At 62.7% G+C, this 25492-nt stretch carries 21 protein-coding genes; 6 read left to right on the plus strand and 15 right to left on the minus strand.

Annotated features, from left to right (window positions below):
• Positions 1-98: 98 nt before the first annotated feature.
• Positions 99-713 carry a glutathione transferase GstA gene (gstA, locus tag ACEN93_RS01165; RefSeq protein WP_495610910.1) on the minus strand — a complete coding sequence of 205 codons (615 nt, stop codon included), beginning with the start codon at positions 711-713 and terminating at the stop codon, positions 99-101.
• 108 nt (positions 714-821) lie between these two features.
• Between gstA and ACEN93_RS01170 the strand changes: the two genes are divergently transcribed.
• On the plus strand, positions 822-1724 hold the full coding sequence (locus ACEN93_RS01170) for a transcriptional regulator GcvA (RefSeq protein WP_490843379.1): 903 nt from the start codon (positions 822-824) through the stop codon (positions 1722-1724).
• A 123-nt stretch (positions 1725-1847) separates the two neighbouring features.
• Positions 1848-2273: a cupin domain-containing protein gene (locus tag ACEN93_RS01175; protein ID WP_490841808.1), complete on the plus strand. Its 426-nt coding sequence runs from the start codon at positions 1848-1850 to the stop codon at positions 2271-2273.
• Positions 2274-2364: 91 nt separating this feature from the next.
• Here the strand turns inward: ACEN93_RS01175 and ACEN93_RS01180 are convergent, their stop codons facing one another.
• Both ACEN93_RS01180 and ACEN93_RS01185 read right to left on the minus strand, forming a co-directional pair.
• On the minus strand, positions 2365-2769 hold the full coding sequence (locus ACEN93_RS01180; protein WP_490841807.1) for a response regulator transcription factor: 405 nt from the start codon (positions 2767-2769) through the stop codon (positions 2365-2367).
• Positions 2766-3758, minus strand: coding sequence for a response regulator (locus tag ACEN93_RS01185; protein WP_490841806.1), 993 nt, complete (start codon positions 3756-3758; stop codon positions 2766-2768). Before ACEN93_RS01185 ends, ACEN93_RS01180 begins: the two co-directional genes overlap by 4 nt.
• A gap of 261 nt (positions 3759-4019) precedes the next feature.
• Between ACEN93_RS01185 and ACEN93_RS01190 the strand changes: the two genes are divergently transcribed.
• Positions 4020-9161 carry a trifunctional serine/threonine-protein kinase/ATP-binding protein/sensor histidine kinase gene (locus ACEN93_RS01190; protein WP_495610911.1) on the plus strand — a complete coding sequence of 1714 codons (5142 nt, stop codon included), beginning with the start codon at positions 4020-4022 and terminating at the stop codon, positions 9159-9161.
• A 57-nt stretch (positions 9162-9218) separates the two neighbouring features.
• On the opposite strand, the gene ACEN93_RS01195 is transcribed toward ACEN93_RS01190, so the two are convergent.
• From ACEN93_RS01195 to ACEN93_RS01215, 5 genes are all read right to left on the minus strand, one after another.
• Positions 9219-9698, minus strand: a complete 480-nt coding sequence (locus tag ACEN93_RS01195; protein ID WP_039772141.1) for a helix-turn-helix domain-containing protein — start codon at positions 9696-9698, stop codon at positions 9219-9221.
• A 111-nt stretch (positions 9699-9809) separates the two neighbouring features.
• A complete protein-coding gene (locus ACEN93_RS01200; protein ID WP_495610912.1) occupies positions 9810-10922 on the minus strand; it encodes an alkene reductase in 1113 nt (370 codons plus the stop codon).
• 150 nt (positions 10923-11072) lie between these two features.
• Complete coding sequence (locus ACEN93_RS01205; protein ID WP_495610913.1) at positions 11073-13310, minus strand: xanthine dehydrogenase family protein molybdopterin-binding subunit; 2238 nt, start codon at positions 13308-13310, stop codon at positions 11073-11075.
• A complete protein-coding gene (locus ACEN93_RS01210) occupies positions 13307-13780 on the minus strand; it encodes a (2Fe-2S)-binding protein (RefSeq protein WP_103386851.1) in 474 nt (157 codons plus the stop codon). Before ACEN93_RS01210 ends, ACEN93_RS01205 begins: the two co-directional genes overlap by 4 nt.
• Positions 13777-15036: a c-type cytochrome gene (locus ACEN93_RS01215; RefSeq protein WP_103386852.1), complete on the minus strand. Its 1260-nt coding sequence runs from the start codon at positions 15034-15036 to the stop codon at positions 13777-13779. Before ACEN93_RS01215 ends, ACEN93_RS01210 begins: the two co-directional genes overlap by 4 nt.
• A 307-nt stretch (positions 15037-15343) precedes the next feature.
• Between ACEN93_RS01215 and ACEN93_RS01220 the strand changes: the two genes are divergently transcribed.
• Both ACEN93_RS01220 and ACEN93_RS01225 read left to right on the plus strand, forming a co-directional pair.
• Positions 15344-16543 (plus strand): MFS transporter, encoded by a 1200-nt coding sequence (locus ACEN93_RS01220; RefSeq protein ID WP_103386853.1) that lies wholly within the window; start codon positions 15344-15346, stop codon positions 16541-16543.
• A gap of 100 nt (positions 16544-16643) precedes the next feature.
• The gene (locus ACEN93_RS01225; RefSeq protein ID WP_103386854.1) at positions 16644-17561 is read left to right on the plus strand and encodes a LysR family transcriptional regulator; all 918 of its coding nucleotides are present in this window, start codon (positions 16644-16646) and stop codon (positions 17559-17561) included.
• 118 nt (positions 17562-17679) lie between these two features.
• Here the strand turns inward: ACEN93_RS01225 and ACEN93_RS01230 are convergent, their stop codons facing one another.
• The 3 genes from ACEN93_RS01230 to ACEN93_RS01240 all read right to left on the minus strand — a co-directional run bounded on the left by ACEN93_RS01230 (position 17680) and on the right by ACEN93_RS01240 (position 20647).
• Entirely contained in the window at positions 17680-18882 is a 1203-nt protein-coding gene (locus ACEN93_RS01230; RefSeq protein ID WP_085667153.1) for an NAD(P)/FAD-dependent oxidoreductase, read from the minus strand.
• 223 nt (positions 18883-19105) lie between these two features.
• The gene (locus ACEN93_RS01235) at positions 19106-19480 is read right to left on the minus strand and encodes a response regulator transcription factor (protein WP_039772152.1); all 375 of its coding nucleotides are present in this window, start codon (positions 19478-19480) and stop codon (positions 19106-19108) included.
• A gap of 147 nt (positions 19481-19627) precedes the next feature.
• Positions 19628-20647 carry a GlxA family transcriptional regulator gene (locus ACEN93_RS01240; protein WP_039772153.1) on the minus strand — a complete coding sequence of 340 codons (1020 nt, stop codon included), beginning with the start codon at positions 20645-20647 and terminating at the stop codon, positions 19628-19630.
• 275 nt (positions 20648-20922) lie between these two features.
• Here ACEN93_RS01240 and ACEN93_RS01245 point away from each other — a divergent pair, with 275 nt between their 5' ends.
• A complete protein-coding gene (locus tag ACEN93_RS01245) occupies positions 20923-21882 on the plus strand; it encodes an MBL fold metallo-hydrolase (protein ID WP_074690860.1) in 960 nt (319 codons plus the stop codon).
• Between the two features lie 144 nt (positions 21883-22026).
• Here the strand turns inward: ACEN93_RS01245 and ACEN93_RS01250 are convergent, their stop codons facing one another.
• The 4 genes from ACEN93_RS01250 to ACEN93_RS01265 all read right to left on the minus strand — a co-directional run bounded on the left by ACEN93_RS01250 (position 22027) and on the right by ACEN93_RS01265 (position 25280).
• The gene (locus tag ACEN93_RS01250) at positions 22027-22401 is read right to left on the minus strand and encodes a response regulator transcription factor (RefSeq protein WP_495610914.1); all 375 of its coding nucleotides are present in this window, start codon (positions 22399-22401) and stop codon (positions 22027-22029) included.
• Positions 22402-22527: 126 nt separating this feature from the next.
• Entirely contained in the window at positions 22528-23052 is a 525-nt protein-coding gene (locus ACEN93_RS01255; RefSeq protein ID WP_039772157.1) for a hypothetical protein, read from the minus strand.
• 15 nt (positions 23053-23067) lie between these two features.
• Positions 23068-23709 carry an AraC family transcriptional regulator gene (locus tag ACEN93_RS01260; protein WP_495610915.1) on the minus strand — a complete coding sequence of 214 codons (642 nt, stop codon included), beginning with the start codon at positions 23707-23709 and terminating at the stop codon, positions 23068-23070.
• Between the two features lie 116 nt (positions 23710-23825).
• A complete protein-coding gene (locus tag ACEN93_RS01265; RefSeq protein WP_495610916.1) occupies positions 23826-25280 on the minus strand; it encodes a sensor histidine kinase in 1455 nt (484 codons plus the stop codon).
• Positions 25281-25492 lie beyond the last annotated feature (212 nt).

Raw genomic sequence — 25492 nt, forward strand, 5'->3', positions numbered from 1 at the left:
GAAGACAGAGAGGCGCGGGGCCTGCCGGCAAGTGATCCGGAGTCGGGCGCCTGACTGCGCGCCGGCCCATTTGAGGGCATTCAGCGCAATCGGTCGCGTCAGAGCACCGGTTGCGTGGCTTCCTCTGCCGCGATGGCCGCCCGCACACTGGGTCGCTCGGCGATGCGCGATATGTAGCTCGCCAGCGCTGGCCAGTCTTCGATGGCGATACTGAATGTCGGCAACCACTTCAGCACCGTGAACAGATAGGCATCCGCTACGCCGAAGGCCTGCATCAGAAACGGCTGGGTGGCGAGGAGGCGGTTCAGGTAATCCAGACGTTTGAACAGTTTGTATTTGAAGAACGTTTTGGTGGTTTCCGGGATTTCGCTGCTGAACAACGGCGCGCTGCCGCCATGAATTTCCGAGCTGATGAAGTTCAGGTACTCCTGCAAACGCGAGCGCTCCCAGCTGCCATTGGCCGGGGCCAGCGCATGACCGGGCACGAGGTCGGCGAGGTACTGCAGAATCGCCGGCCCTTCGGTCAGCACTTCACCGTTGTCCGGCATCAGCGCGGCCACGTAGCCCTTCGGGTTGATCTGGCGAAAGTCTCGGCCGTCGGCGGTTTGCTTGGTCTGGTTGTTGACCCGGATCAGCTCGAACGGCAGTTCCAGCTCGCGCAATACGATGTGCGGCGACAGCGAACAGGTCATGGGGGCGAAGTACAGTTTCATGGGATCTCCTTGCTGGTGGAGGCTCAGAATCCGCCATCGCCGCTCGACTTCGCAAAGGACAAATCCGGTGCTAGCGTATGACAAAATCTCATGGACTGAAGAGGTCATATGCTGCCCCGACTGCCATCGCTCAATGGATTGCGCGCCTTCGAATGCGCCGCCCGGCACATGAGCTTCACCCGCGCCGCCGAAGAACTGAACGTCACGCAAACCGCGATCAGCCATCAGATCCGTCGCCTCGAGGATGAACTGGGCGTGCGTCTGTTCATGCGCTTGAAGGACGGTTTGGCTTTGACCGAGGAGGGCAATGCCTACTTGCCCGGCATTCGTTCGGCGTTTCTTGAGTTGCGCTACTCGACTGAAAAGCTGCTGGAGTCGAGCAACAACAGCGTCCTGACCATCAGCACCCTGGTGTCGGTGGCGTCCAAATGGCTGTTGCCGCGTCTGCCGTCATTTCGCGAGGCGCATCCCGAGATTGATGTGCGGATCAGCGCCTCCACCGAGTGGGTGGACTTTCGCAAGGGCGGCATCGATGCGGCGATCCGCTACGGCGACGGAAACTGGCCGGGGCTGCGCGCCGACTGGTTGATGTCCGACGAGATCTTCCCGGTGTGCAGCCCGCGCTTGCTGACCGGCGACAAGCCGTTGAATACGCCGGTGGACCTGGCCCATCACCCTTTGCTGCAAGTCAGCGGCGTGACCGCCAATGACTGGAACGACTGGCTGCATGTGGCAGGCCAGCCACCGCTGACTGCGAAGGGGCCGCGATTGACCTTCGACCTGGCGATGATGGCGGTGCAGGCGGCGATTGACGGGCAGGGCGTGTGCATCGGTCGCTCGACCTATGTCGATGATGATCTGCGCGCGGGCAGGCTGGTGGCGCCGTTTGATCTGCGCTTGAAATCCGCTTCCGGCTTCTACCTCGTCACGCCCCACGATCAGGCCGAATCGAAAAAGATCGTGGCGTTCAGAGGCTGGCTATCGCAGGTGCTGGCCAAACCCTTTGTATAAGCGTGTATCCATCGCGCCGCCGTACACAAACGGGTAACAAACCCCGTCATCAGGACACATCCCGCATACAGGCCTCGCCCAAAGTAGGTGCCAACACACCACGACTGCCAAGAGGACAACACCATGCGCCGCACACTTCTGATGACCGCTGCCGCCGTACTCGTTTCGCTGACCGGCCTCGCACAGGCGGCTGAAACCCCATCTGCCGCCCCGGCGAAGAACTGGCAACAAGGCCTGAGCCGTACCGATCTGGTCCGTCAGGATCTGGGTGCTGCGGATCGCGAAGTGATCCAGGCTCGCGTCGATTTCGAACCGGGCGTTACTTCGCCTAACCATGCGCATCCGGGTGTGGAGGTGGCTTACGTGATCAGCGGCACCTTCGAATACCGACTGGAAGGCCAGGCACCGGTGACGCTCAAGGCGGGTGATTCACTGTTCATCCCGGCGGGTGTGGCGCATATCGCCAGGAACGTCGGCAGCGAGAAGGGCTCGGAACTGGCGACCTACATCGTCAAGAAGGGCGAGCCGCTGCTGATTCTCAAGCAATAACGTTTCGCGAAAAAAAGAAGGCCTGCCGGTTTGGCAGGCCTTCTTGCGTCTCGCGTGCAGCCAAAGTCGTGGGTCGCGGCGAACGACCGCTTCAACTGTCGTTTTCGAGTGCCGACTCCACGGCCCTGAGCAGCACATCACCGGAGAACGGCTTGCCCAGGCAGGCGAAGGCGTTGTAGCGACGGGTCTCGGCCAGGGCGGCGTCGTCCCAATGGGCGGACATGCAAATGACCGGGAATTTCCTGTCTCGGGACGCCAGCGCCTGCATCACCTCGATCCCTGATAAACCGTGCATTTTCAGGTCCAGCAACAGGCACGCAATGTCCTCGAAATGTTCCTGCGCCAGGAAATCCTCGCCACCGCTGTATAACCGGGCGTGGTAACCGGCGGAGCGCAGCAGGTTGGCGAGGCTTTTACGTACGGACGCATCGTCGTCGACGATGCAGACGATAACCGCGCTGACAGTGAGCGCGGGGCTGTCGGTGTCCTGACTCATGAAGGGTTCTGCACGCCGGACGGTGGCGGCGTGCTGATCAGGCCATACAGCTCGACGAGCCCGACGAGCGAGCGCGTCTGCATTTTCACCATGATGTGTTTGCGATGAACCTTGGCCGTCACTTCACTGGTGCCCAGCCTGTTGGCGATGTGCTTGTTGGACAGACCCGCGACGATCAACGGCAATACTTCACGCTCCCGTGGCGTCAGCAGGGCGGCTCGCTGGCGCACGCTCTGGACCCGCTGCCACTGCTGGAAATCAACCGCTGCGCGCTGGCGGGTCGCTTGCAGGATGGCCAGCAACTGGTCGTCGTCGAACGGCTTGGTCAGAAACTCGACGGCGCCCGCTTTCATCGCTTGTACCGACATCGGGATGGTGCCGTAACCGGTCATGAAAATGACCGGCCATGGATGTCCTCGCTCGCCGAGCGTCGACTGCAGCTGCAGACCGGTCGCCTCCGGCAGGCTGACATCGAGCAACAGGCCGGCCGGCCCGGCCTCGAGGTCAGCGCCAAGCAGCTCTTCTGCCGAATTGAAGATCCGGTGGGGCACGCCTTCGGCCCGCAGCAGGCGGCTGAGTGACGTGCGCACGGAAGCCTCGTCGTCCACGATGAACACCGGCACGCTGTCCGGATCAATCGCAGGCTGAACCTCTGTTGCAGGGACGCTCGCGGCGACCGGGTGAAACGGGGGCAGGGAAGGGGCACTGTCTTTCAATAATCGGTAACCTCGGCGCGGGACCGTCTGGATGATCTCATTCTCTCCAAATAACTTGCGCAGCGATGAGATCTGCACTTGAAGATTGTTTTCCTCGACGACGGTATCGGGCCAGACCTGGGTGAGCAATTCATCTTTGCTGACGATCCGGCCATCGGCCTGCATCAACACCGACAGCAGTTCGAACGCCCGTCCTCCCACGCGCAGCGGCCGTCCGTCAAGAAAGGCTTCACGCCGCTCCAGGGAAATAGTCGCTTGGCCGAGTCGGATCATACGGTTCTCTGCGTGGTGTCGAAGGAATGGCACAGGGCGCCGGTTCATCAGGACGACACGCTAGGCGACGACCTCGCGCAATGCAATTATCCCGAGGGATAAGGCCGGTGTTTTTTCAATCTCTGCAACCGGTCGGGACAGGCGCTCGACGGCCATGATGGTGCCGGATGCGGACATGGGCGTCACCACGAAACCTCTGCGCCAGAGCCTTGCGTATACTCCTGCGCCAGGCCTGAAACGAATAATGAGCGGTGACAGCGAATGCCCGGCAGACTTTCCTCCTCTCCAGCCCTCTGCAACCCGGATGTCGTGCCGGATGACGCCTGGCTGGAGGGCTGTGCATTCGAGCTGCTGCGCCGGGAAAACGACCTGACCTGGTTCACCATCCACGATCCTCGGTCGGACTTCCGCTGGCTGGCCGCCCGCGCACCGATCCAGCGTCCTGACGTGGGCAAGCGTCTGGAACGGGACTTTCATCTGCGCCCGGATTCAGCCTGGGCCATCCGGCCGGTCGCCTTCATCCGCTCGGCAGAAGGGCCGTTGCTGGTCTACCCCGAGACGGGCGTGGCCCTGTCTGATCTGCTCGGTCAGCCCGGCCTGCCGCCGGGCCGCTTGCTTGCCATCGCGGTCGCCGCGGCCCATGCGCTGGTCAATGCCGGGAAGGCCGGCGCACGGCAGTCCAATCTGTTGCCCTGGCACTTGCGGGTGGGCGCCGATGATTCGGTGAGCCTTCTGGGTTATCACACCGACGAGCAGGCGGGCGCCGTCGCCGAGCTTCCTGCGCTGGAGCACTGGCCCTACCTGGCCCCCGAGCAGGTTCGGCGCGATGGCGCCGGTTTCGATGAGCGCAGCAATGTCTACGCGCTGTCGAGCATTCTTTATCACGCCTTGACCGGCCAGCCGCCCCTGACGGCGCGTGACCCGTCGCACTGGCGGCATGTGCATGCCGCGGTCCAGCCGACATCGCCGGCCGTGCATGTCGCCGACCTGCCGGAAGGCCTCTGTCGCGTGTTGCTCAAAGGCCTGGCCAAGGAGCCGGGCGCTCGCTATCAGAGCATGGAGTCGATGGCCACTGACCTTGTCTGGTGCCGTCAGCAATGGCTGGAGCATGGCCATGTGAAGGCTTTCAGGCTGGGCACCTTCGATGCACTGCCATCCGTTGCTGACGACCCGGTACTGTTTGGTCGGGAGGCGGAGCGCGCACAACTGCTCGAACAGATCAGCCAGGTGCGCAGCGACGGTATCGCCCGAGTGCTGTGGGTGGGCGGTACACCGGGAGCGGGCAAGTCAACCCTGATCCATCAGGGCGTGCGGCCGTTGGTTCCCGGCTATTGGGCCAGCGGCAAGATCAACCTGTTGCAGCAGGAAATCCCCAATGCGCCGCTGGCGGAAATCTTTCGTTCGCTGATGACTCAGTTGCTGGGCAAACCCGCACTGGAACTGCAAACCCTCGGCGCGCAACTGATTGAACGGCTCAAGGGGCGCGGCAGGATCCTGGTGGATCTGGCACCCGAGGCCGAACTGGTGATCGGTGCCACGCCGGAACTGCCCAACATGCCCGCCCGGCACGCGCTTGAGCGGGTCAATCGCACGCTGCTCGATGCGCTGGACGTGTTTGCTCAGCCCGGGCGGCCGCTGGTGCTTTTCGTGGATGACGTGCAGTGGGCGGACGATTCGACGCTTGCGTTTCTGCGCGCTTTCTTCGCCCGGCCACCGCGGCATCTGGTACTGATCCTGGCGTACCGGGACAGCGGGTCGAAGGCCTTTGCGCGGGAGGACGCCCTACTCGACGTGCTGCGCGGCGAACAGGCATTGCCCGGTATTCACATCACGCTGGGCGCCTTGTCGGTGTCCGCCGTCGCGCAACTGCTGGCCGCAGAACTGGACACCGATCCCGCCAGCATTGAAGTGCTCGCCCAGGTCGTGCATTTGAAAACGGCCGGCAATCCGCTGTTCGTCAGTCAGGTGTTGCGGGCGCTGATCGATGAGCGTCTGGTGCGTTTCGACGCGGCGGCGGATCGCTGGGTCTGGAACCAGAGCGATGTGGACAGCTATCGCTATGCCGACAACGTCGCGGAGTTGATGGTGCAGCGACTGGACCGGCTGACATTGACCGAACGAGACGTCCTGCGCACGGCGGGTTACATCGGCGGTCGCTGTGACGAGTCGCTGCTGGGCCGGTTGTTGCCGTTTGATTCGGTGCAACTGGCGCGCGATGTACAAAGTCTGGTCGAGGGGGGATTACTGCTGCGCGCCGGCGCGCAACTGGTGTTCGGCCACGACCGGGTGCTCGAGGCGGCCTGTCAGCTGCCTTCGCCGGTGGGGCGTGGCAGCGAGCATGCGCGCATCGCCGCTGCCATGCTGAACCTGTGGGGCGAACAGGCCCATGAGCGCGTGTTCGAGATTGCCGGTCAGATTCAGCGTGTCGACGATGCTGCACTGATGGAGCCGCACCGCGCCGCGTTTATTGATGTCCTGGTCGAGGCTGCCGAGCGCGCGAGGGATTCGGCCGCCGTGCAACTGGCGGCGGATTATCTGCAGACGGCCGAACGCCTGCTCGGTCAGAGCGGCTGGTCCCACCTTTATCCGCAAGCGTTCGCCAGCACCTGGCTGGCTGCCGAGTGCGCGATGCTGCTGGCGGATCTGGCGGGGGCCCGGGGACGTCTCGATGATTGCCTGAGCCACGCGCTCACGGACGCTGATCGCGCGAAAACCTATCGCTTGCGTGCCACGTTGCGCACGCTGCACTCCGACTATGAAGGGGCGATCACCGAGGCTTTGACCGGCCTGGCGCTGCTGGGCATCACCCTGCAACGCAAACCTCCCGAGGACCATCTGACCCGGGCCTTTGCGCAGGTGCGCGACCTGATCGGCACGCGAGCGATCGCCGATCTGGTTCATTTGCCCAAGGCTGAGGATGCGCAGATCGAGGCGGCCATGGAGCTGCTCGGCACATTGATTCCTTCGTTCTTCGTCGATGACGATCTCCGCTTGCTGCACCTGGCGAAAATGGTCGAACTCACCCTCGAGCACGGCACTACGCCAAGCAGTGGCTACGGATTTGCGTGGTTTGGCGTGATGATCGCCGAGCGTTTCGGCGAATACGTGGACGGACTGGCATTTGCGCAAGTCGCCCTGAAACTGACTGACCTGCATGGCTATGAGGCCGGCCGCACAGGCACCCTGGTGGCGCTCGATCAGGTCAGCCCGTGGACCCGGCCGATGGCGTATGCCCGGCAGACAGCGCTCGCGGCGTTCGAGTGCGGTCAGGCCGGGGGTGACCTGGGCATGTCCTGCTATGCCTGCAATCACATTGTTTCCGACCTGCTGTTCATGGGCGAACCCTTGCAAAAGGTGCTGGACGAACTGGAGCACGGTCTGGCCTGGGTGAGGCAGTTCAATTACGTCGATATCGAACGCATTCTGCTGGCGCAACAGGCGTTCGCCATCGACCTGCGTGACGGTCGCCCCGTGCGGGCACTGTCTGAACTGGAGGGCGTGGAACACGACCGTTTCGGCCCCATCGATCGAGCCTGCGTTTCGCAGTCGACGTTGTTCCTGTCGTGGCTGTATTCCGGCATGTCGGCCTTTTATGCAGGCGATGCGCTGTATGCCTGGCGGCGTTTCGAAGACGCCGCGACGGTGGCCTGGTCCATTCCTGCGCATATCAATCTTGCCGATTACCATCTCTTTCGTAGCCTCGCACTGGCCAGTGCGCAAGTGCCGGGTGACGTTGAGCGAAAGCCGCAAGTGCTTGAGCAGCAACGCCAGCGCTTTCTTGCATGGGCCGCGCTCAATCCGGCGACGTTCCGCAACAAACTGCTGTTGATCGAGGGCGTGATCGCGCGCTTGCGCGGTCAGGACCTGATTGCCATCCGTTGCTTCGATCAATCGCAGATCGCAGCGGCGGGCGCCGGTTTCGTTCACGAACAGGCACTGGCGCACGAGCAACTGGCCGACGTCTGCATGTCCAATGAGCTGGTCTCGGGGGCTCATCACCACCTGCGTTTTGCCCGGGATTGCTACGATCTCTGGGGGGCGAGCGCCAAGGCGCGGCAACTGGAAAACCGCCATCCATTTCTGCGTACGGAACCCGCTTCGCAACCTTCACAACCGATCAACCGGGGCCGGCTGGACCTGGAGGCGGGTATCGAGGCCGCGCGGGCACTTTCCCAGGAGGTCTTGCTGGATCGGCTGGTCGAGACCTTGATGAACCACCTGATGGTTCAGGCCGGGGCTGACCAAGGTGTGCTGATGATGGTCGCTGAAGGCGACCTGCGCCTGGCGGCCGCTGCGTCGATGGAAGCCGGCAATCTGCTGATTGCGCTGGACAGCGATCAGGCGCTCGAAGCGCTGGCGCCTGCGTCGGTGCTCAATGCAACGATGCGCACCCGTGCACCCCTGGTGCTCGACGATGTGCGGGTCGATTGCCCGGAAGCCTATGGCGCCGATCTGCGTCGGCGGAAGACCCGCTCGATGTTGTGCCTGCCGCTGCTCAGACAAGGCACGTTGATCGGTCTGGTCTATCTGGAAAACAGCCTGGTGCCCGGCCTGTTCGGTGCCGAACGGCTGACCATGCTGGAAATTCTTGCCTCCCAGGCAGCGGTGTCGCTGGAGACCGCCCGGCTGTATGCGCAATTGGTGGAAGACAACCGCTTGCGGGCGCAGATGGAAGCGGATCTGCGCAGCTCCCGCGCCGAACTGGCGCGCAACTCGCACCTCAAGGTCATGGGCGAACTTTCAGCCTCCATCGCCCACGAGATCAGTCAGCCGCTGCTTGGCATTCAATCCAATGCCTCGGCCAGCCTGCGCTGGCTCAAGCGTGAAAAGCCCGATCTGGACGAGGCGATTCAGGGCCTGGAAGACATCCGCTCGGACAGCACGCGGGCCGCCGACATTGTCCAGGCCTTGCGCGCACTGGCCAGGCAGGCGCCGCTCAAGCGCTTGCCGGTGCAAATCGACGAGTTGGTGAGTGGTGTCGTTCAACTGACGGCGACCGAACTGGCCAACCGCAACGTCGCCCTGCACACCCGACTCGAAGCGCAATGTCAGGTGTGGGGCGACTCGGTGCAGATCCAGCAGGTGGTGTACAACCTGATCAACAATGCGATGGAGGCGATCGCCGGCGCCGGGGTCCCGGACGGGCGCATCGTCATCAGCTCCACCGTCAGGGACGGCCATGTGCGGGTGACGTTCCAGGACAACGGGCCGGGGATTGGCGTGCCTCAGCGCGAGCAGGTATTCGATGCCTTTTACACCACCAAGGGCAGCGGCATGGGAATGGGCCTGGCCATCTGCAGATCGGTGATCGGCGCACATGGCGGGACATTGCTGATCGAGGACAGCGAGCAGGGTGCCCGACTCAGTTTCGACCTGCCGCTGGAACCGGCTGGCGCCGAATAAAAAAAGGCCGCATCAGCGGCCAAAGGGGAGGAGCGGGTAACGTCAGGTTCGATCAGGTCAAGCGTGCGAGGGGTGGGCGTGCCCAGCGTTGTGCACGCTCCAGAGTGCAGCGTCGAGTTCGATGGCAGGCAACTGAAGCGCGATGGGCGCGCGGTTGGCGACGAAGGCGCGACGCCACTCTCGGGGCGGCATGCCTTCGAGGCGGTTGAAGGTGCGGGTGAAGTGCGAATGGTCCGAAAACCCGCATTCGTAGACGACTTCGGTGATCGGCATCGAAGTGATCAGCAGGCTTTTGGCTTTCTCGATCTTCATCCTCAGCCACCACTCCTGCGGTGAGTACCCGGTGTTCTTTTTGAACGCACGGGAAAAATGACTGCGCGAAAGATTGCAGAGGCCGGCGATCTCGCTGATGCGCGCGCTGCGGCTCAGGTCCCTGAGCATCAGTTCCTTGGCGCGACGTTCCTGCCAACTGGTCAACGATCCCAGCGGGCGCATCAGGGGGCGCGGATGGTCGGAAATCAGCGATTGCGGGCTCATGTTTGCTCTCCTTATCGTTGTGCAAAGTCTCTGCGTCGACGCCCTTTAAAGTCCTTAAACAATCCTGAAGAGTTATTAAATTCCCTCGGTCAGCCCCCTGCGGTCAGCGGGTCAGGCGTGGGTCGGGTAGTCAACGTAACCACGCTGATCGCCGCCAAAGAACGTGCTCGGGTCCGGTGCGTTGAGCGTCAGGCCTTCGCGGATTCGCCGAGGCAGATCAGGGTTGGCCAGAAACGGTCGGCCAAACGCGATAATGTCGGCGCGACCGTCGGCCAGGGCCTGTTCCGCCGACTCGGGGTCGTAGCCGCCGGCGATCATCAGCACGCCTTCCCATGCCGCACGCAACTGGCCGATGATCGCGTCCCAGCGCGGGTCGAAATTCTCGTCCTTGACGGTGCCGACCACGGCCGGCTCGACCAGATGCAGGTAGGCCAGTTTCCAGCGGTTCAGCGAGCGCACGATGTAGCCGAACGTGGCTTGCGGGGTTTCATCGCCCATGCCCATGAAGCGACCCATGGGTGTCAGGCGCACGCCGACACGGTCGGCACCGACTTCGTCGACCACGGCCGCCACCACTTCCAGCAACAGGCGCGCACGGTTTTCCAGGGTGCCGCCATAACCGTCGGTGCGCTGGTTGCTGTTGCTGTTGATGAACTGGTCCAGCAGATAGCCGTTGCCGGCGTGAATTTCCACGCCATCCATCCCGGCGTTCAGCGCATTGCGGGCGGCGCGGCGGTAGTCGTTGATGATGTCGGCGATTTCCGCAACCTGCAGTGCGCGCGGCACTGGCACGTCGCCCCAGACACCGTTGCCCTCGGCATCGACGATGAAGGTCTTGCCCGGCACCGGCAATGCGCTCGGCGCCACCGGCAGCCCGTTGTCCGGTTGAAAGCTTGGGTGCGATACGCGGCCCACATGCCACAGCTGCATGAAGATCAACCCGCCAGCCTCGTGTACCTGGCGGCTGACTTCGCGCCAGGCTTGCACTTGTTCGTCGTTGTAGATGCCAGGCGTCCACGCATAACCCTGACCCTGACGGGAAATCTGCGTGGCCTCGGTAATGATCAGCGCGGCGCTCGCCCGCTGGCGGTAGTACTCGGCGTTCATGGACGTCGGGATGTCGCCCGGTTGCCCGGCACGGGAGCGAGTCAACGGCGCCATCGCCACCCGATGGGGAAGTGTGTAGGGGCCGAGGGCGATGGGACGGAACAGTTGTTGTGTCATGGGGATTCTCCAGTCTTCGAAAAGGATCGGCAGGGCGGTGTCGGGACATTTGGCCCGACACCGGATGGCCCTACGTTAAGCGGCTGTCCGGTGCTTGATAATCCACACGCGACGCCACGCTGCATTGCGTGAAATGCAACGTGGCGCGGTTCAGGAAGGCTGTTGCGAGCGGGTCAGGGGCAGGTTCAGCCAACGCCGGCCGGTGGCATTCGCCACGGCATTGCCGATGGCGGCCGCCATGGGACCCTGGACGATTTCGGCGGCTCCCAGAAACGGTTGCCCCGGCTGGTCGAGCAGGTGAACGTCGACCTTTTTGGGGAGTTGCGAGAAACGCAGGATCGGGTAGCCGCTCCAGTCGTAGCTGCGGATGCCGCCGGCGTCATAGGCGACCTTTTCATACAGCGTCCAGCTGGTGGACTGCACGATCCCGCCCTCGACCTGGTTGCGCAGGCCATCGGGGCTGACGATCTGCCCCACGTCCACTGCGGTGACGACGTGATCGATCTGCACTTCGCCGGTTTGCGGATGCACCCGCAGACGCACGGCAATGGCGCAGTAACCCATGATGTTTTTGTAGCGCGCGAAGGCGAAGCCAAGACCTGCGCCGGGGTCGCTGCTTTTGTGCGGCCAGTCGATTGCATCGCGCACCCGTTCCACAACAGCCCGTGCCCGAGGATCGGTCAGGTGCGCCAGGCGCAGGGCAACCGGATCGACTGCGGCCTTGGCGGCCAGCTCGTCGATGCAGGCTTCGATGGCGAAGACGTTGATGTGGGCGCCCAGCGAGCGCATGGCCGAGGTGCGGAACGGCATTTCGGTGACGAAGTTCATGTCGATCCGCGAGGAGGCCACGGTGTACAGCGGCACTGCGTTGCGATCGCCGTCGCCTTCGGGCTGAGCGATCGGCACCGACGGTGCGGAAGCGAACGGCCGGGCCAGCAGGCGTGCGGGCAGCAAGCGCCCGGCGTTGACGATGCGTTCGTTGTGCGGCGTGGTCCACAGCTCATAGTTCCAGTCCTGCAGCCGACCCTGTGGGTCAAGGTTGGCTTGCACCTCGGTGACCATCGCCGAGCTGTAGGGCTCCCAGAGGTTTTCCTGCTCGCGCATCCATTGCACCCGCACCGGCGTGCCCGGTACGCGCATGGCAATCAACGCCGCGTCGGCTGCTGCATCGTCCGCGCCGTTGTGGCCGTAACAGCCGGAGCCTTCAGTGTGGATGCAGCGCACGCGCTCGGGTGGCAGCCGCAGCATCTCGGCGATTCCGGCGCGCAACGGGTACACGCCCTGGGTGTGGGTCCAGACGGTGAGGGTGCCGTCCTTGAACCAGGCCACGGCGCAGGACGGACCGATCGAACCATGCATCAGATATTGCTTGGTCACCCGGGCGCGGTATTGGTTGGCGGTCGCGCCCTGGGGCGTGCCTTCATGGCTGATCGGATAACGACGCGAGGGCAGGCGTTTGAGCAAGGTGTGGATGTCCCGCGATTCGGGAATCGCCTGTCCGCCGCTCCAGCGCGCCGATGCGTATCCATGACGCATGGCTTTGATCGCCTGCCATTCGTCCCGCGCCACCACGGCCAGATAATTGCCGTCGCGAATCACCTGCACCACCCCGGACAGCGCCTTGATCGATTCAATATCGATGGCTTCCAGCGTGCAGCCGGGACGCGGCGGGCGGATGACCCGGGCGTGAAGCATGCCCGGCAGGCGAATGTCCTGCACGAACGCGGCGCCGCCGCTGACTTTGCCCGGAATGTCCAGGCGTGGCAGCGAATGGCCGATGAGCTTGAACGACGCCGGCGGCATCGAGGGTGACTCGGACGTTGCATAGCGGTGCAGATCGACCTGCTGCACGGCGTCGGCGTAAGACATGTGTTGCCCGGTCGGGCCGAGAATGCTGCCGTCGCGAGTCGTCAGCAGCGCCGGCGCAACGTTCCAGCTGCGTCCGGCCGATTCCAGCAGCATCTCGCGCACTTGTGCCGCCGCGTTGAACAGCGCGGTGCCGCTGTCAAAAATCGTGTGGCTGCCGGCGGTGTAGCCTTCGTTCGGCGTGAGTGCGGTGTCGGCGGTGAGCAGGTTGATCGCGGTCGGGGAGACCTCCAGCCGTTCAGCGGCAATTTGCAGTAACGCGGTTTTGACCCCGGTGCCCAGTTCGACCTTGCCGGTGTAGACGGTGATGCCGTCGTGGCCGACGCGGATCCACGCATCGAGCCAGGGGTTGGTGCGCAGGCTGCCGGGCAGGTCCGGCGCCAAGACGACCGTGCCGAGGGTATCGACTTCGGTGTCAGCCAGGGCGCGGCGCGAGACCGGCACCAAAGCAAACGCCACCAGCAGCGCGCCCCCGCGCAGGAACGCACGGCGACTGTGATCGACCTCATTGATCGTGGTCATTGCGCACTCCCGTTTTGCCGGGCGACAACGCTGATCGCCTCGATGATGCGCAAATGCGTGCCACAGCGGCACAGGTTGACGGACATGTGTTCGCGAATGGTCTGTCCGTCGGGATGCGGATTGCTTTCCAGCAGTGCCTGCGCACGCATCAACATGCCGGCGATGCAGTAACCGCATTGAGCGGCCTGCTTGTCGATGAATGCTTGCTGCAGAGTGCCGGGGCGTTTGGCCGTGCCCAGGCTCTCGACCGTCCGCACCTTTTTGCCCTCAAGACCCGCGCAGGGTGTCAGGCAGGAAAACACCGGTTGGTCATCGACGATGACGGTGCAGGCGCCGCATTGGCCCAGGCCACACCCGTACTTGGCGCCGTTCAGGCCCAGGTGATTGCGCAGCGCATAGAGCAGCGGCATGTCCGGTTCCAGCTCGAGAGCCCGGGAAGATCCGTTGACGTTGAGGGTGATCTGAGTCATTTCGTCTCCTGACGTAGCGCTTGGAGGGTGGCAGGGAGGTCGGTCCACGGTTGATCGGGGCTGGCCTGATGGCGCAGGTAGACGGCCAGGGCGTTGAGTTGGGTGTTATCGAGACTGGCGGCGAACGAGGGCATCACCGGTCCCGGTTGGCCGGGTTCTGCCAGGATGCCTTCGAGTACGGTTTTCACAAAGTTGCGCGGGCTGGCGGACTGCAGCGCCGAGGTGCGATCCAGTGCCGGGCGTCCGTCGATGTCACGCATCGGCGCGCCTTGGGCATGGCAGCCGGCGCAGGCACTGGCGAACAGCAGCGCGCCAGAGGATCGATCCGCAGGTTCAGCGCTGGCGCTCGGGATTTCGTTGATCGCGGTTTTCGCCGGCAGACTCAGCAGGTATTCGGCAATCGCCTGGGCATCTTCCACGGGCAAGCGCGCCAGACCGAGACTGACCGGGCGCATCGGGCCCGCTGCCGTGCCGTGTCCGTCGACCACTTCGGCCCGCAGGTAACTCACCAGTTGCTCGCTGCTCCACGGGTTTGCCCGGTGCGCCATGCCCAGCAGTGAAGGCGCGTCCCAGCCATCCACGCTGCCGCCGGCCAGGTTTTCGCCGGACTTTTCGGCGCCGATCAGGTTCAACGGCGAATGACAGCCCGCGCAGTGACCGGGCCCCTCGACCAGGTAACGCCCGCGATTCCACCCCTGCGATTGCTCCGCCAGCGGCGTCATCGGCTGCCCATGCAGGAACAGCAGGTTCCAGAACGACACCAGAGGCCGGATGTTCATCGGGAAGTTCATGCGGTTCTGTTGTGGCGGCGAGTCCACGGCCGGGCCGCTCATCAGGTACGCATAGGCGTCGGCGATGTCGTCCTGGCTCATGCGCCGGTAATGAACGTAGGGGAAGGCCGGGTACAGGAAGTGGCCGTCGCGGGAGATCCCTTCACGCATCGCCCGCTCAAAGGCCGGCAACGACCATTGGCCGATGCCGGTCTGTGGATCCGGGGTGATGTTGGTGCTGTAGAGGGTGCCGAACGGCGTCACCAGCGGCAGTCCGCCGGCCAGGTATTGGCCGCCGGGCCGCGTATGACACACCGCACAGTCGCCCGCCTCGACGACGCGCGCGCCGCGTTGCAGTTGTGCGGAATCGAAGGTTTGCGGGCGTTCGACCGGCGCAATTGCCGGCCGCCACATCAGCGCCAGGGCCGCGATCGCACCGATCGACGCGAGGGCTGCCGCGCTGACCCATAGCGCTCTGGATTTCATGAAATGGCCGTTCATGAGCGGTTGCCCAAGAGGCACGCGGTGGGCGTGAGGGACGGATTCGGCATCTTCGACAACTCCTGAACGACCGGGGAAGGGCGCCGATGCAAAGCCCTGCGCCAGGTGCCCAAGGGTAGAGAAGGTGCATACGTCCGAGTATTGCCAGACCGCGCAATAGCACGTTGCGCCAAGTGCAACGCCGAGGGTCGTTGCATTTGGCGCATCACTCAATTGCCTTTGGGATGGATACTCGAAGGCCTGCGCGACCCTTAGCCTTGGCGTCACTTTCCCAACTCATCGAGGTGTCATCATGCTCACGGGCAATCCGGCAGCGGCGGCCAAGGCCGAACCATCCGCTTCTCTTTCCGGCCTGATGGTCGCGTTCCTGGCATTCTGCTGCGGCGCGGTCGTGGCCAACCTTTATTACGCTCAGCCGATCGTCGAACTGATCGCGCCGCAGATCGGCCTGTCCAGCGCCAATGCCAGTCTGATCGTTTCACTCACGCAGTTCGGTTATGCGCTGGGCCTGCTGTTGCTGGTGCCGCTGGCCGACCTGATGGAAAACCGTCGGCTGGTGGTCGGGTTTACCCTCGCGGCGAGCGTGACGCTGTTGTGCGCCGGCCTGACGCATTCGCCGTCGATGTTCCTTGTCCTGTCGTTGCTGATCGGCCTGACTTCGGTGGCGGTGCAGATTCTGGTGCCGTTGGCCGCGCATCTGGCGCCCGAGGCGAGCCGTGGCCGGGTGGTGGGCAACATCATGAGTGGCCTGTTGCTGGGCATTCTGCTGTCGCGACCACTGTCGAGTCTGCTGGTGGAAGTGTTCGGCTGGCGCGGGGTGTTTTTCAGCGCGGCGGCACTGATGGCCGTCATCGCCCTGATCACGGCGATTGCCTTGCCGCGCCGCGTCCCGAGCCATCAGGCGACGTACGCTGCGCTGATCGGCTCGGTGTTTGCGCTGGCCCGTCGGCACGCGGTTCTGCGCCAGCGTTCGCTGTATCAGGGCTTGCTGTTCGCCAGCTTCAGCCTGTTCTGGACCCTCGCACCGATTGAGCTGATGCGGCACCACGGTTTCAGTCAGGCACAAGTGGCGATATTTGCCCTGGTCGGCGCCGTCGGCGCGGTCGCAGCGCCGATTGCCGGGCGGCTGGCCGATGCCGGGCACGGTCGGCGCGGGACGCTCGTTGCACTGTTGCTGGCGCCAGCCTCGTTGCTGATCGCCGCGCTGCCGGGCAGCAGTTATGTCTGGCTGGTGGTTTGCGCGGTGCTGCTGGATTTCGCCGTGCAACTGAACATGGTGCTGGGTCAGCGCGAGGTGTACGCCCTCGATCCGCACAGCCGGGCCCGGCTGAATGCCGTGTACATGACCAGCATCTTCGTCGGCGGCGCGCTGGGATCGTTGGTCGCCAGTCCGCTTTACGAGCATTTTGGCTGGAACCTGTCCGCCGTGTCCGTGGCGTTGCTGCCGGCGCTGGCCCTGGCGTTGTTCCTGAGCCGCAAAGCCGATGCCTGAACCGCAGGCACCGCTGAGTCCGATGAAGCACGGTCCTACAAGACGATTGGCGAACGGTGATGCACAATCATCACCGTTTCCTTTCGATCGGGCTCCACTTATGGACAAGTTGCTGGCACTGAAGATGTTCGTTGAAACCGTCCGTTGCGGTGGTTATTCCTCGGCGGCGCGCAAACTCGGCATCTCCACTTCTTCGGTGACACGCCAGGTGGCGGGGCTGGAACACGAATTGGGCGCCAGCCTGCTCAACCGCACGACACGCAACACCAGCGTGACGGTCGCCGGCCAAACCTATTTCGAGAAAGCGGTGGCCATTCTCGATGCCATCGATGAGGCCGACGCGGTTGTCGCCGACCGTGGCAGCGAAGCGCAGGGACGCCTGCGCATCAGCGTGCCGGTGGAGTTCGGCCGGCAGATCATTGCGCCGCAACTGGGGGTATTGCTCGACCGCCATCCGGGGCTTGAAATCAGTGTGTCGTTGAGCGATCAGGTCAGCGATCTGCTGAGCGAGCAGATCGATGTCTCGGTGCGCCTGGGATCATCGGTGGTCAGTGACGATATCGTCAGCAAGCGGGTGGGCGGCTTCCAGCGCTGGGTGGTGGCGAGTCCGGATTACCTGAGCGGTCACGCTATGCCGGCGCATCCACGAGACTTGCTCGAGCATCAATGCCTGCGCTTCGACTACGCGGGTTCGCACCAGCACTGGACGTTCCAGGGCGACGAGGAAACCATCCAGCTCAATGTGCATGGTCGCCTGCAAAGCAACAACGCCGATATCCTGCGCGAAGCAGCGGTGGCGGGGCGCGGGGTGGCCCTGCTGGCCGACTGGCTGGTGCGCGCCGATGTCGAGGCCGGTCGGTTGACGCGGCTGCTGGAGGGTTATGAAGTCAACCCCGGTAATGCGAGCTGCTGCATCAATGCGTTGTATCTGCCCAATCACCGGGGCTCCAGCCGTATTAATGTGTTCATCGACTTTCTGGAAGACATTCTGGTGGCGGATCCATCGCGTCAACGCTAGAGAGCCGTTTATTGCCGCCCGACGCTTTGTGAGTTCTGCATAAAAAAGCGCCCGCCAAAAAAACCGTGGCGGGCGCCTGGGAATGCGCAGCGATAGGGAAGTGTGAACCGTCGGGTGATCAGGCCACCGGAATCAATGGGTCGGCAGCGGCCAGTGCGGTTGCGCGATCGGCGGCCGGCGGGTAGATCCACACGGTGTTGATCTGGGTCTTGAGGTCTTTGGCCTCTTGCCCGACCAGTTTCAATTGACGGTCCCAGCCTTCGGTGAACACCGCGCCCCAGGCCCCGAGGTCAAGGCAGGTCACGTACTTGGGCTGGCGGTAGGTGACCGGTGCGACACCGATCAGGTCAGCGGCCACATTGTTGCCGGCATAACGGCCCAGGCTGATTGCATGCTGGCAGGACATCGCGGCGTAGTTTCCGAGGTCATCCGTGGCGGCATAAGCGACGTCGCCGGCAGCGAAGACATCCACGTGCCCCAGCACTTTCAGGTGACCGTCGACGTGCAGGCGACCTTGCGGATCACGGCTGCCCGGAATCTGTTCGGTGAGCGGGCTGGCGCGGAAGCCAACGGTCCAGACGACGGTGCTGGACTCGATCCGTTTGCCGTCGGCCAGGGTCACGCCGCCGGCATCGACCGAGGCCACCGAGGCGTCGACTATCCATTCAATGCCCAACTCTCGGGACGCTTCCACAATGGAGGGCCGAATACCGTCACCCAGCGTCGCGGCGATTTGCGGCGCGCGATCCACTACGATGACCCTGATCGGCGCATCGTCACCCAGTGCGGCACGCAGGCGGGCCGGCATTTCGGTGGCGGTTTCGATCCCGGTAAAACCACCACCGGCGACCACCACGGTATTACGCGCAGCGCTCGACGGCTGGTCCTTCAACGACTTGATATGGGCTTCGAGGCGTGCTGCTTCTTCGATCTGATCGACATCGAAGGCGTGTTCGATCATGCCTTTGAGCGGTGGCCGGATTACTCGGCTGCCGGCAGCCAATACCAGTCGGTCATAGTTCAGCGTGCCTTGTGTGCCGAAGGCATCGCTGTAGGTCACTTGCTTGCTGGCGGTGTCGATGTTGTCGGCGATGCCTTTGACGAATTTCACGCCCACGGCATCGAACAGTTCACCCAGCGGCGCCTTCATGTTGTGGACATCCGGCTCGTAGAAGCGCGGACGGATGCGCAGTTCTGCCTGGGGCGCGAGGACGGTGATCTGCACGTCGTTACGATCATGCTGGTCCAGCAGACGTGCGGCGCTCAGGGCGCTCCAGACTCCACCAAACCCTGCGCCTATCACTAAAATGTGCTGTTTCATCGGATGACTCCTGTGGAAATTCTGGTCGTTGAACGGATTGTCCGTTCATGCGTGACCGTCTGCCGCACTGCACGAAGCAGGTGGTTGTGAACAACCGCAGAGCCGGTTCGATTCGCTGGGGAAGATGCTATCGGGGAAGGTGCGGCGCGACACTTCTACATAGGGTCAGTGCCGACATGCTTAGGTATGGGTTGGGGTATACACAGGTATAGAAAGAGGGCAGTCAAACGGCGCGATTGAATGCGCTTTCGATGCAGGTGATGAGTTCGCCGCACGGGAAGGGTTTAGGGAAATAGGCGAGGGGCTCGGGGAATGCTGCGTTGACCCGTGGCGGACGCCCCTGGTAACCCGTGATGAAAATGATCGGGATGCGCACGCCTCGGGCGCACAGCTCATCGTACATCTCGATGCCGGACAGACCGGGCATCTGGATGTCCGAGATGATGCAGCCGGGGCGGTGCGGCGCCTTCATCGCCAGAAAAGCCTCCGCGTTCGGGTACAACTGCACGGTGTAGCCGTGAGAGCGCAACAGGCTGTCCAGCGCCATGCGCACGGACTCATCATCATCGACAACCGATACAACAGCGGTGTGGGACATTGCTTTACCAGGGCTGATCTCGGGTAGCCCGTCGAGGACGCCCGCATTGCCGCACGATACGCCGCTCGGTTCGGCGGCGTACTTATACGTGTGTATAGCGACAGTATTTGAACGTCTGCGAGCCCGGCGCCATTGCGCTGTTTGGCGTCAGCGCGAGAACCGGCTGCGGTATTCCCGGGGCGAGACCGAGAGGTGACGGTAGAAGGTGTCGCGCATGCGTTCCTCGTCGCCGAACCCGCACAACTGCGCGATCTGGTCGATGTTGCGCTGAGAGTCTTCGAGCATTCGTCGCGCCGCTTCCAGGCGAAACAGCTCGAGTGCCTTGGCCGGCGTGCGGCCGATCTTGCGTTTGTAGACCCGCGCGAAATTGCGCGGGCTCATCTGCGCCTGTCGGGCCAGCGATTCGACGCTCAATTGCGGGTCGCCGAGGTTTTCGCTGATCCACAGGTGCAATTCTTCGAAGCAGCCTCTGTCGTCGATCTGCGCTTGCAGCAACTGGCTGAACTGCGCCTGACCGCCAGGGCGTTTGAGAAAAACCACCAGCTCCCGCGCCACCTTCAACGCCACGGCGCGGCCGCAATCGGCCTCGACCAGCGCCAGCGCCATGTCGATCCCGGTGGTGACCCCGGCGGAAGTCCAGACGTTGCCTTGCTGGATGTAGATCGCATCAAGGTCGACATCGACACTCGGAAAACCACCCTTGAGCATGTCGCACATGCCCCAGTGCGTGGTTGCGCGCAAGCCTTCCAGCAGCCCGGCCTGGGCCAGCAGAAAGGTGCCGCTGCACACCGAGGCGGTGCGTCTGGCCTTGGCCGATGCCGCGCGCAGCCAGTCGACCAACGCAACGTTGTCGAGCATGGCCTGACGGATGTTCGGCGCACCGGGCACGATCAGCGTATCGATGGTTGTCTCGTCAAAGGTGCGCAGGGCCAAGGTGTTGACCGACAGCCCTTCGGCGGTGGCGATCAATCCGCCTTCCAGGCTGGCGGTGTGCAACGCGTAGCCAGGCAAGCCGCGTTCGGCCATCGCCTTGGACGCAGCCCAGAACACGGTTTGTGCGCCGGTCAGGTCCAGCAAGCCCATCTGCGGATACGCCAGGAACACCAGCATGCGCGGTTGCGCGAGCAAGCAGGTGAGAGGGTCGGGTTGGTGAAAAATAGAGTTCATGACTGCTCAGGGACCTGATGATCGCCCGCTTTTCGGCGATCCGGTGCGCCGTAGTGTCGGTGTTTGCGGGCAGGAGCGCGAATATACATTGGTATGGGCCACAGCCACCTCAACAGCGGCGTTACTCGGTCGATGTGGTTCAAGCCCTATACCCGCGTATGGTGTTGGACGTCGTGGTCGCGATGCACACTCGATTTCAAGGCGCGCCATTCAGCGCTTGCGCCAGCAAGGGCATTCGTCCGGGAAATTTTGACTCAGCCAAGAGGAAAGCGACCATGTCAACGTATCTGAATCACTCCAATCAAACCAACGCAACCGATGACCGGCAGGCGTCCGTCACCCGCCAGCCATTCGCTCCGGCGCAGGAGCTGGTGCCATCGCGCTACGCACTGCAGGTCGGCGACATCGACGTGGTGGTGATCAGCGACGGCGTGCTGCCGCTGCCGACCTCGACCATGTCCACAAATGCCGACCCGCAGGCTCGCGCCGCCTGGTTCAAGGACATGTTCCTGGGGCCTGATGCGTTTGACTGGGCACTCAACGTGCTGGTGGTGCGCAGCGGCGAGCAGATCATACTGGTCGACGCCGGACTGGGCGGGCAGTTTCCCGGTTTCCCTCGGGCCGGCCAGCTGCCGAAACGGCTGGAAGCGGCCGGAATCGATCTGGCAGCCGTGACCGACATCGTGATCACCCACATGCACATGGATCATGTCGGCGGTCTGCTGGTGGATGAAGTGAAGAGCCGGCTGCGTCCGGACGTGCGTATCCACGTCTCGGCGAAAGAGGTCGAGTTCTGGGAGACGCCGGACTTCACCCAGACCGTCATGCCGGCGCCGGTGCCTGACGTTCTGCGCGCGACGGCCAATCAGTTCATCAACGATTACCGCCGCCAGGTGCGCACCTTCGAGGATGAATACGAAGTGGCGCCGGGGGTGGTGGTGAAACTCACCGGCGGGCATACGCCGGGGCACAGCATTGTCTACGTCAACTCGGGCGGCGAACGCCTGACCTTTGCTGGCGACGCCCTGTTTCCGGTGGCCTTCGAGCATCCGGAATGGCACAACGGTTTCGAGCATGATCCTGAAGAGTCGGTGCGTGTCCGCGTACGCCTGATGCGTGAGGCGGCGGCGAGTGGCGAGTGGTTTGTCGCCACCCACCTGCCGTTCCCGTCGGTGGGCCGAGTTGCGGTCGATGGTGATGCGTTCCGCTGGATCGCAGCATTCTGGGATTACTGATCGGCTGCTGGCGGCCCGGCCGCATTCGGCCGGGCTCGATAAAAATCAGGCCCCGTAAGTGATGAACTTGCGGGGCCTTTTTTTGCTTTGAGGTTTGTCGGTCGGGCAGCGGCGGCTCTGCATCGAGTTGTTCGAGAGGACCGCTCAACGACGGCGCATCAGCGCCTGCGCGATGCAGGCCAGCAGTGCCTCGGTATGGAAGGGTTTGGAGAAGTAGCCTTCCGGCGTCTTCACACGGGTGCTGAATTCAGGGGGCAGGCCTGGCTTGCCGGTGATGAAGATCGTCGGAATGTGGATCTTCCTGGCCGCCAGTGCCTCGTACATTTCGACCCCGCACATGCCCGGCATCTGAATGTCGGAAATCAGACACCCGGTCTGCTCTGGCGCGCTCGATTCAAGAAATGCAAAAGCGCTGTTGAATGTCTTGACCGTATAACCGCAAGACCGCAACAAACTGTCCATTGAAACCAGAACAAGTTCGTCATCATCGACAACTGAAACAATAGCTGAGTTGAACATGGGAAACCTTGCGTTCTTTGCGGGTGTCTGTCGCGCCCGCCATACTTGCAAGATACGCTTTCAAAAATTGTGGGATAGTATACGTGGGTATGTTTAGTTGGTTTTTTTGTTAGTTGCGAAAGTTAATCAATGTTCAGCAAATAAATGGTTGTTGATTAACGAAAGAAAGTAACTGTTATGTCGAGTGCAGGCTTCAAAGAGTTGTCGGCTGGCGCAATCGTTGTTGGCAATTGCGCTGGCGCGACAGTCGCGGAACAAGGCATCGGCGGCCCGCAGTCGGCGCAGGGCGCGGTCAATGCCTTTAAGGCAGTCGGCAAAGCATAAAGGTTCGGGAGCCTCATTGAGGTGGTAGAGCGCGTCGCGCTGGGCATGGCCGCCCAGGTCGGTGATGCCGGTGACGAGAAAGTCGGCGTAACGGGTATTGGCATTCAACAGCCTGCGAAACAGCGTCTGCACCGGTAAAAAGCTGACAGCGTGCAGTGTCTGCTGGCTGTGCCTGAGCCGCGCCAGAATGCTCAGCGTCGCGCTCAGGGTCTGCGTCAATGCGTCGATGATCTCCACGCGCTCAGCGGTGGACAACGATGTGTGCGTGCCATAGCGGGTGACGCAGGGCGGGTGACTGACCAAATACAGTTTGTGCGGTGCGTTCATGACCACCGTCTCCGGCTAGCGCTCGTGCGCGATTGAATGTTGTGATTGCAGCAGCGGACTCCACTGTTTCTGGTTGTCCGGGCGTCGGTAGTACACCACCATGCGCCGGGCGACCTGCATGGCCAGCTCGCGACCGTGATCGGCCTCGACCAGTGCCAGCGCCAGATCGATCCCAGCGCTGACGCCAGCGCAGGTCCACACCGATGCCTGGTGGACGAAGATGGCCTCGCGATCCAGCTCGACCCTGGGGAACAGCCGCTCGAACATGTCAGCCATCAACCAGTGTGTCGCCACGCGCAGGCCATCGAGCAAGCCCGCCTGGGCCAGGAAAAAAGCGCCGCTGCACACCGACGTCGTACGGCTGGCCGTGGCTGAGGTGACGCGCAACCAGTCCACCAGCGGCGCGTTGTCGAGCATGGCCTGGCGGATGGACGCCGAGCCCGGAACAATCAGCGTATTGATCGGCTCGTCGCTTAGCTCATCCAGCCGCCGGGTTTGCACCACCAGGCCTTCGCCGGTCTGGACCGGTCCGCCTTGCAGGCTCGCGGTGTGCAAGGCATAACCGGGCAAACCGAGTTGCGCCAGTCTGCAGGTCGCCGCCCAGAAAACGGTCTGCGCACCGGTCAGATCCAGCAGGCCCATTTGCGGGTATGCCACGAAAACGACGGTACGGCCTGATTGCGGGGTTTCGGGTCCAGCGTCAGGGTTTGTACTTTCGATAGACAATGCTGATCTCCATGTCGCCGGCCGGCGACATCAGGGGTGGATGACGGTCATTGATCGTGTTCGAGCGCAGCCAATGGAATCGCAAACACAAACTGCGTGCCGACGCCCTCGGTGCTGTTGACCCAGATGCGCCCGCCGTGGAATTCAATGATCGAGCGGCAAATCGAGAGCCCCATTCCCAGGCCCGTTGGCTTGGTCGTGAAGAACGGATCGAACAGTGAAGGCAGGATGTCTTCGGCAATGCCGACGCCGGAGTCGGCGATTTCAAGCACGGCCTCGTTGTGCAGGATCGAGGTGGTGATCCGCAGCGTCCGGGCCCGTTCATGCACGTTGGCCATGGCCTGGCAGGCGTTGATGATCAGATTGATGATGACTTGCTGCAGCTGCACCCGGTCGCCTTTGATCAGTGCGCTGCTTGTGCCCAGTTGGGCGTGCGGGCGAACCTCATGGAAGCAGATGTCGTGTTGCATGAGTGTCAGCGAGTCACTGACGATGTCGTCGAACACTTCGACATTGCGCTGCACCTCGCTGTGTCGTGACAGGGCCCGAATGCAGGCGATGACATCGGAAACCCGGACGGAGTTTTGAATGATTCGATCCAGCGAACGGCGCGCTTCTTCCAGGTTGGGCTCGGGACGGTTGATCCAGCGCTTGCAGGATTCGCCGCTGGTGATGACCGCCGCCAGCGGCTGATTGATTTCGTGGGCAATCGACGCGGCCAGTTCGCCCATGGAGGTCAGGCGCGTGACGTGGGCGAGGGTGGCTTGCGAGTGAAACAGCGCCTCTTCCGACTGTTTGCTGGCGGTGACGTCCATCAGCGCCCCGGCGTATTGCGTGCGACCGCGATGTCTGGGCAACGGGCTGGCGATCATCTGCACGTGCTTGATCCGACCATCCGGCATGAGCAGCCGATGCTCGACTTCGACCAGCTCCTGCCGGCGCGCAAACTGCTCCAGCACCTGATCGATAACCGGCAGGTCGTCGGGATGAGTGCGTGACTTGACCAGCGCCAGTGTCGGGGTGACGTCCGGCGAATACTCGAAAATACGCGACGACTCTTGCGACCATGACACGCTGACTTTTTTATCAATGATGAAACCGATACTGCCGGTGTGGGTAAGTTTCTGTGCGCCCAGAAAGAACGCTTCCTTGCGCCGCAGCGTTTCAGTGGCGCGTTTGCTGCGCAACGCGAGCAGGGAAATGGTCGTCAGCGCGATCAGGCACCTGACGAATCCGGCGATGCTGCGGTGATCGCGATAACCTTCATCGACCAGGAAGTCGGCCGTCAGCAGTGTGAGGCAACCCAACGCGACGGCAAGAAATACCGGTACCGGGAAGATGTTCGCTGACATGAATACCAGCGTGATGTAGAACAACGTCGGCGCAACGTCCAGATCGAGGTACGCGTTGGTGATATAGATCATGCTGCCGACCGCTATGGCGCAAAGCCAGGCGAAGGCGTCTGAACAAAGAAGTTGTGCGCGACGTTTGATGATAGACATTTATTCTTCCAGATTTTTGCTATCGGACGGCAGGTCGTGTTCTTTCGATGAAGCAGGCAAACGCTATGAAAGGCGTATTAATGAAGAGGTTTAAAAGTCTGAAGTTGTTTTTCAGGCATGACGGTTGTTGGCGACTGTCGGTCATTCACCAATCGTTGTATTGAGTAATGTTTATTTGAATAAAGATGTTATTCGAAGCGTTGTTCTCTGGC

The sequence above is a fragment of the Pseudomonas sp. Pseusp21 genome (assembly GCF_059492145.1).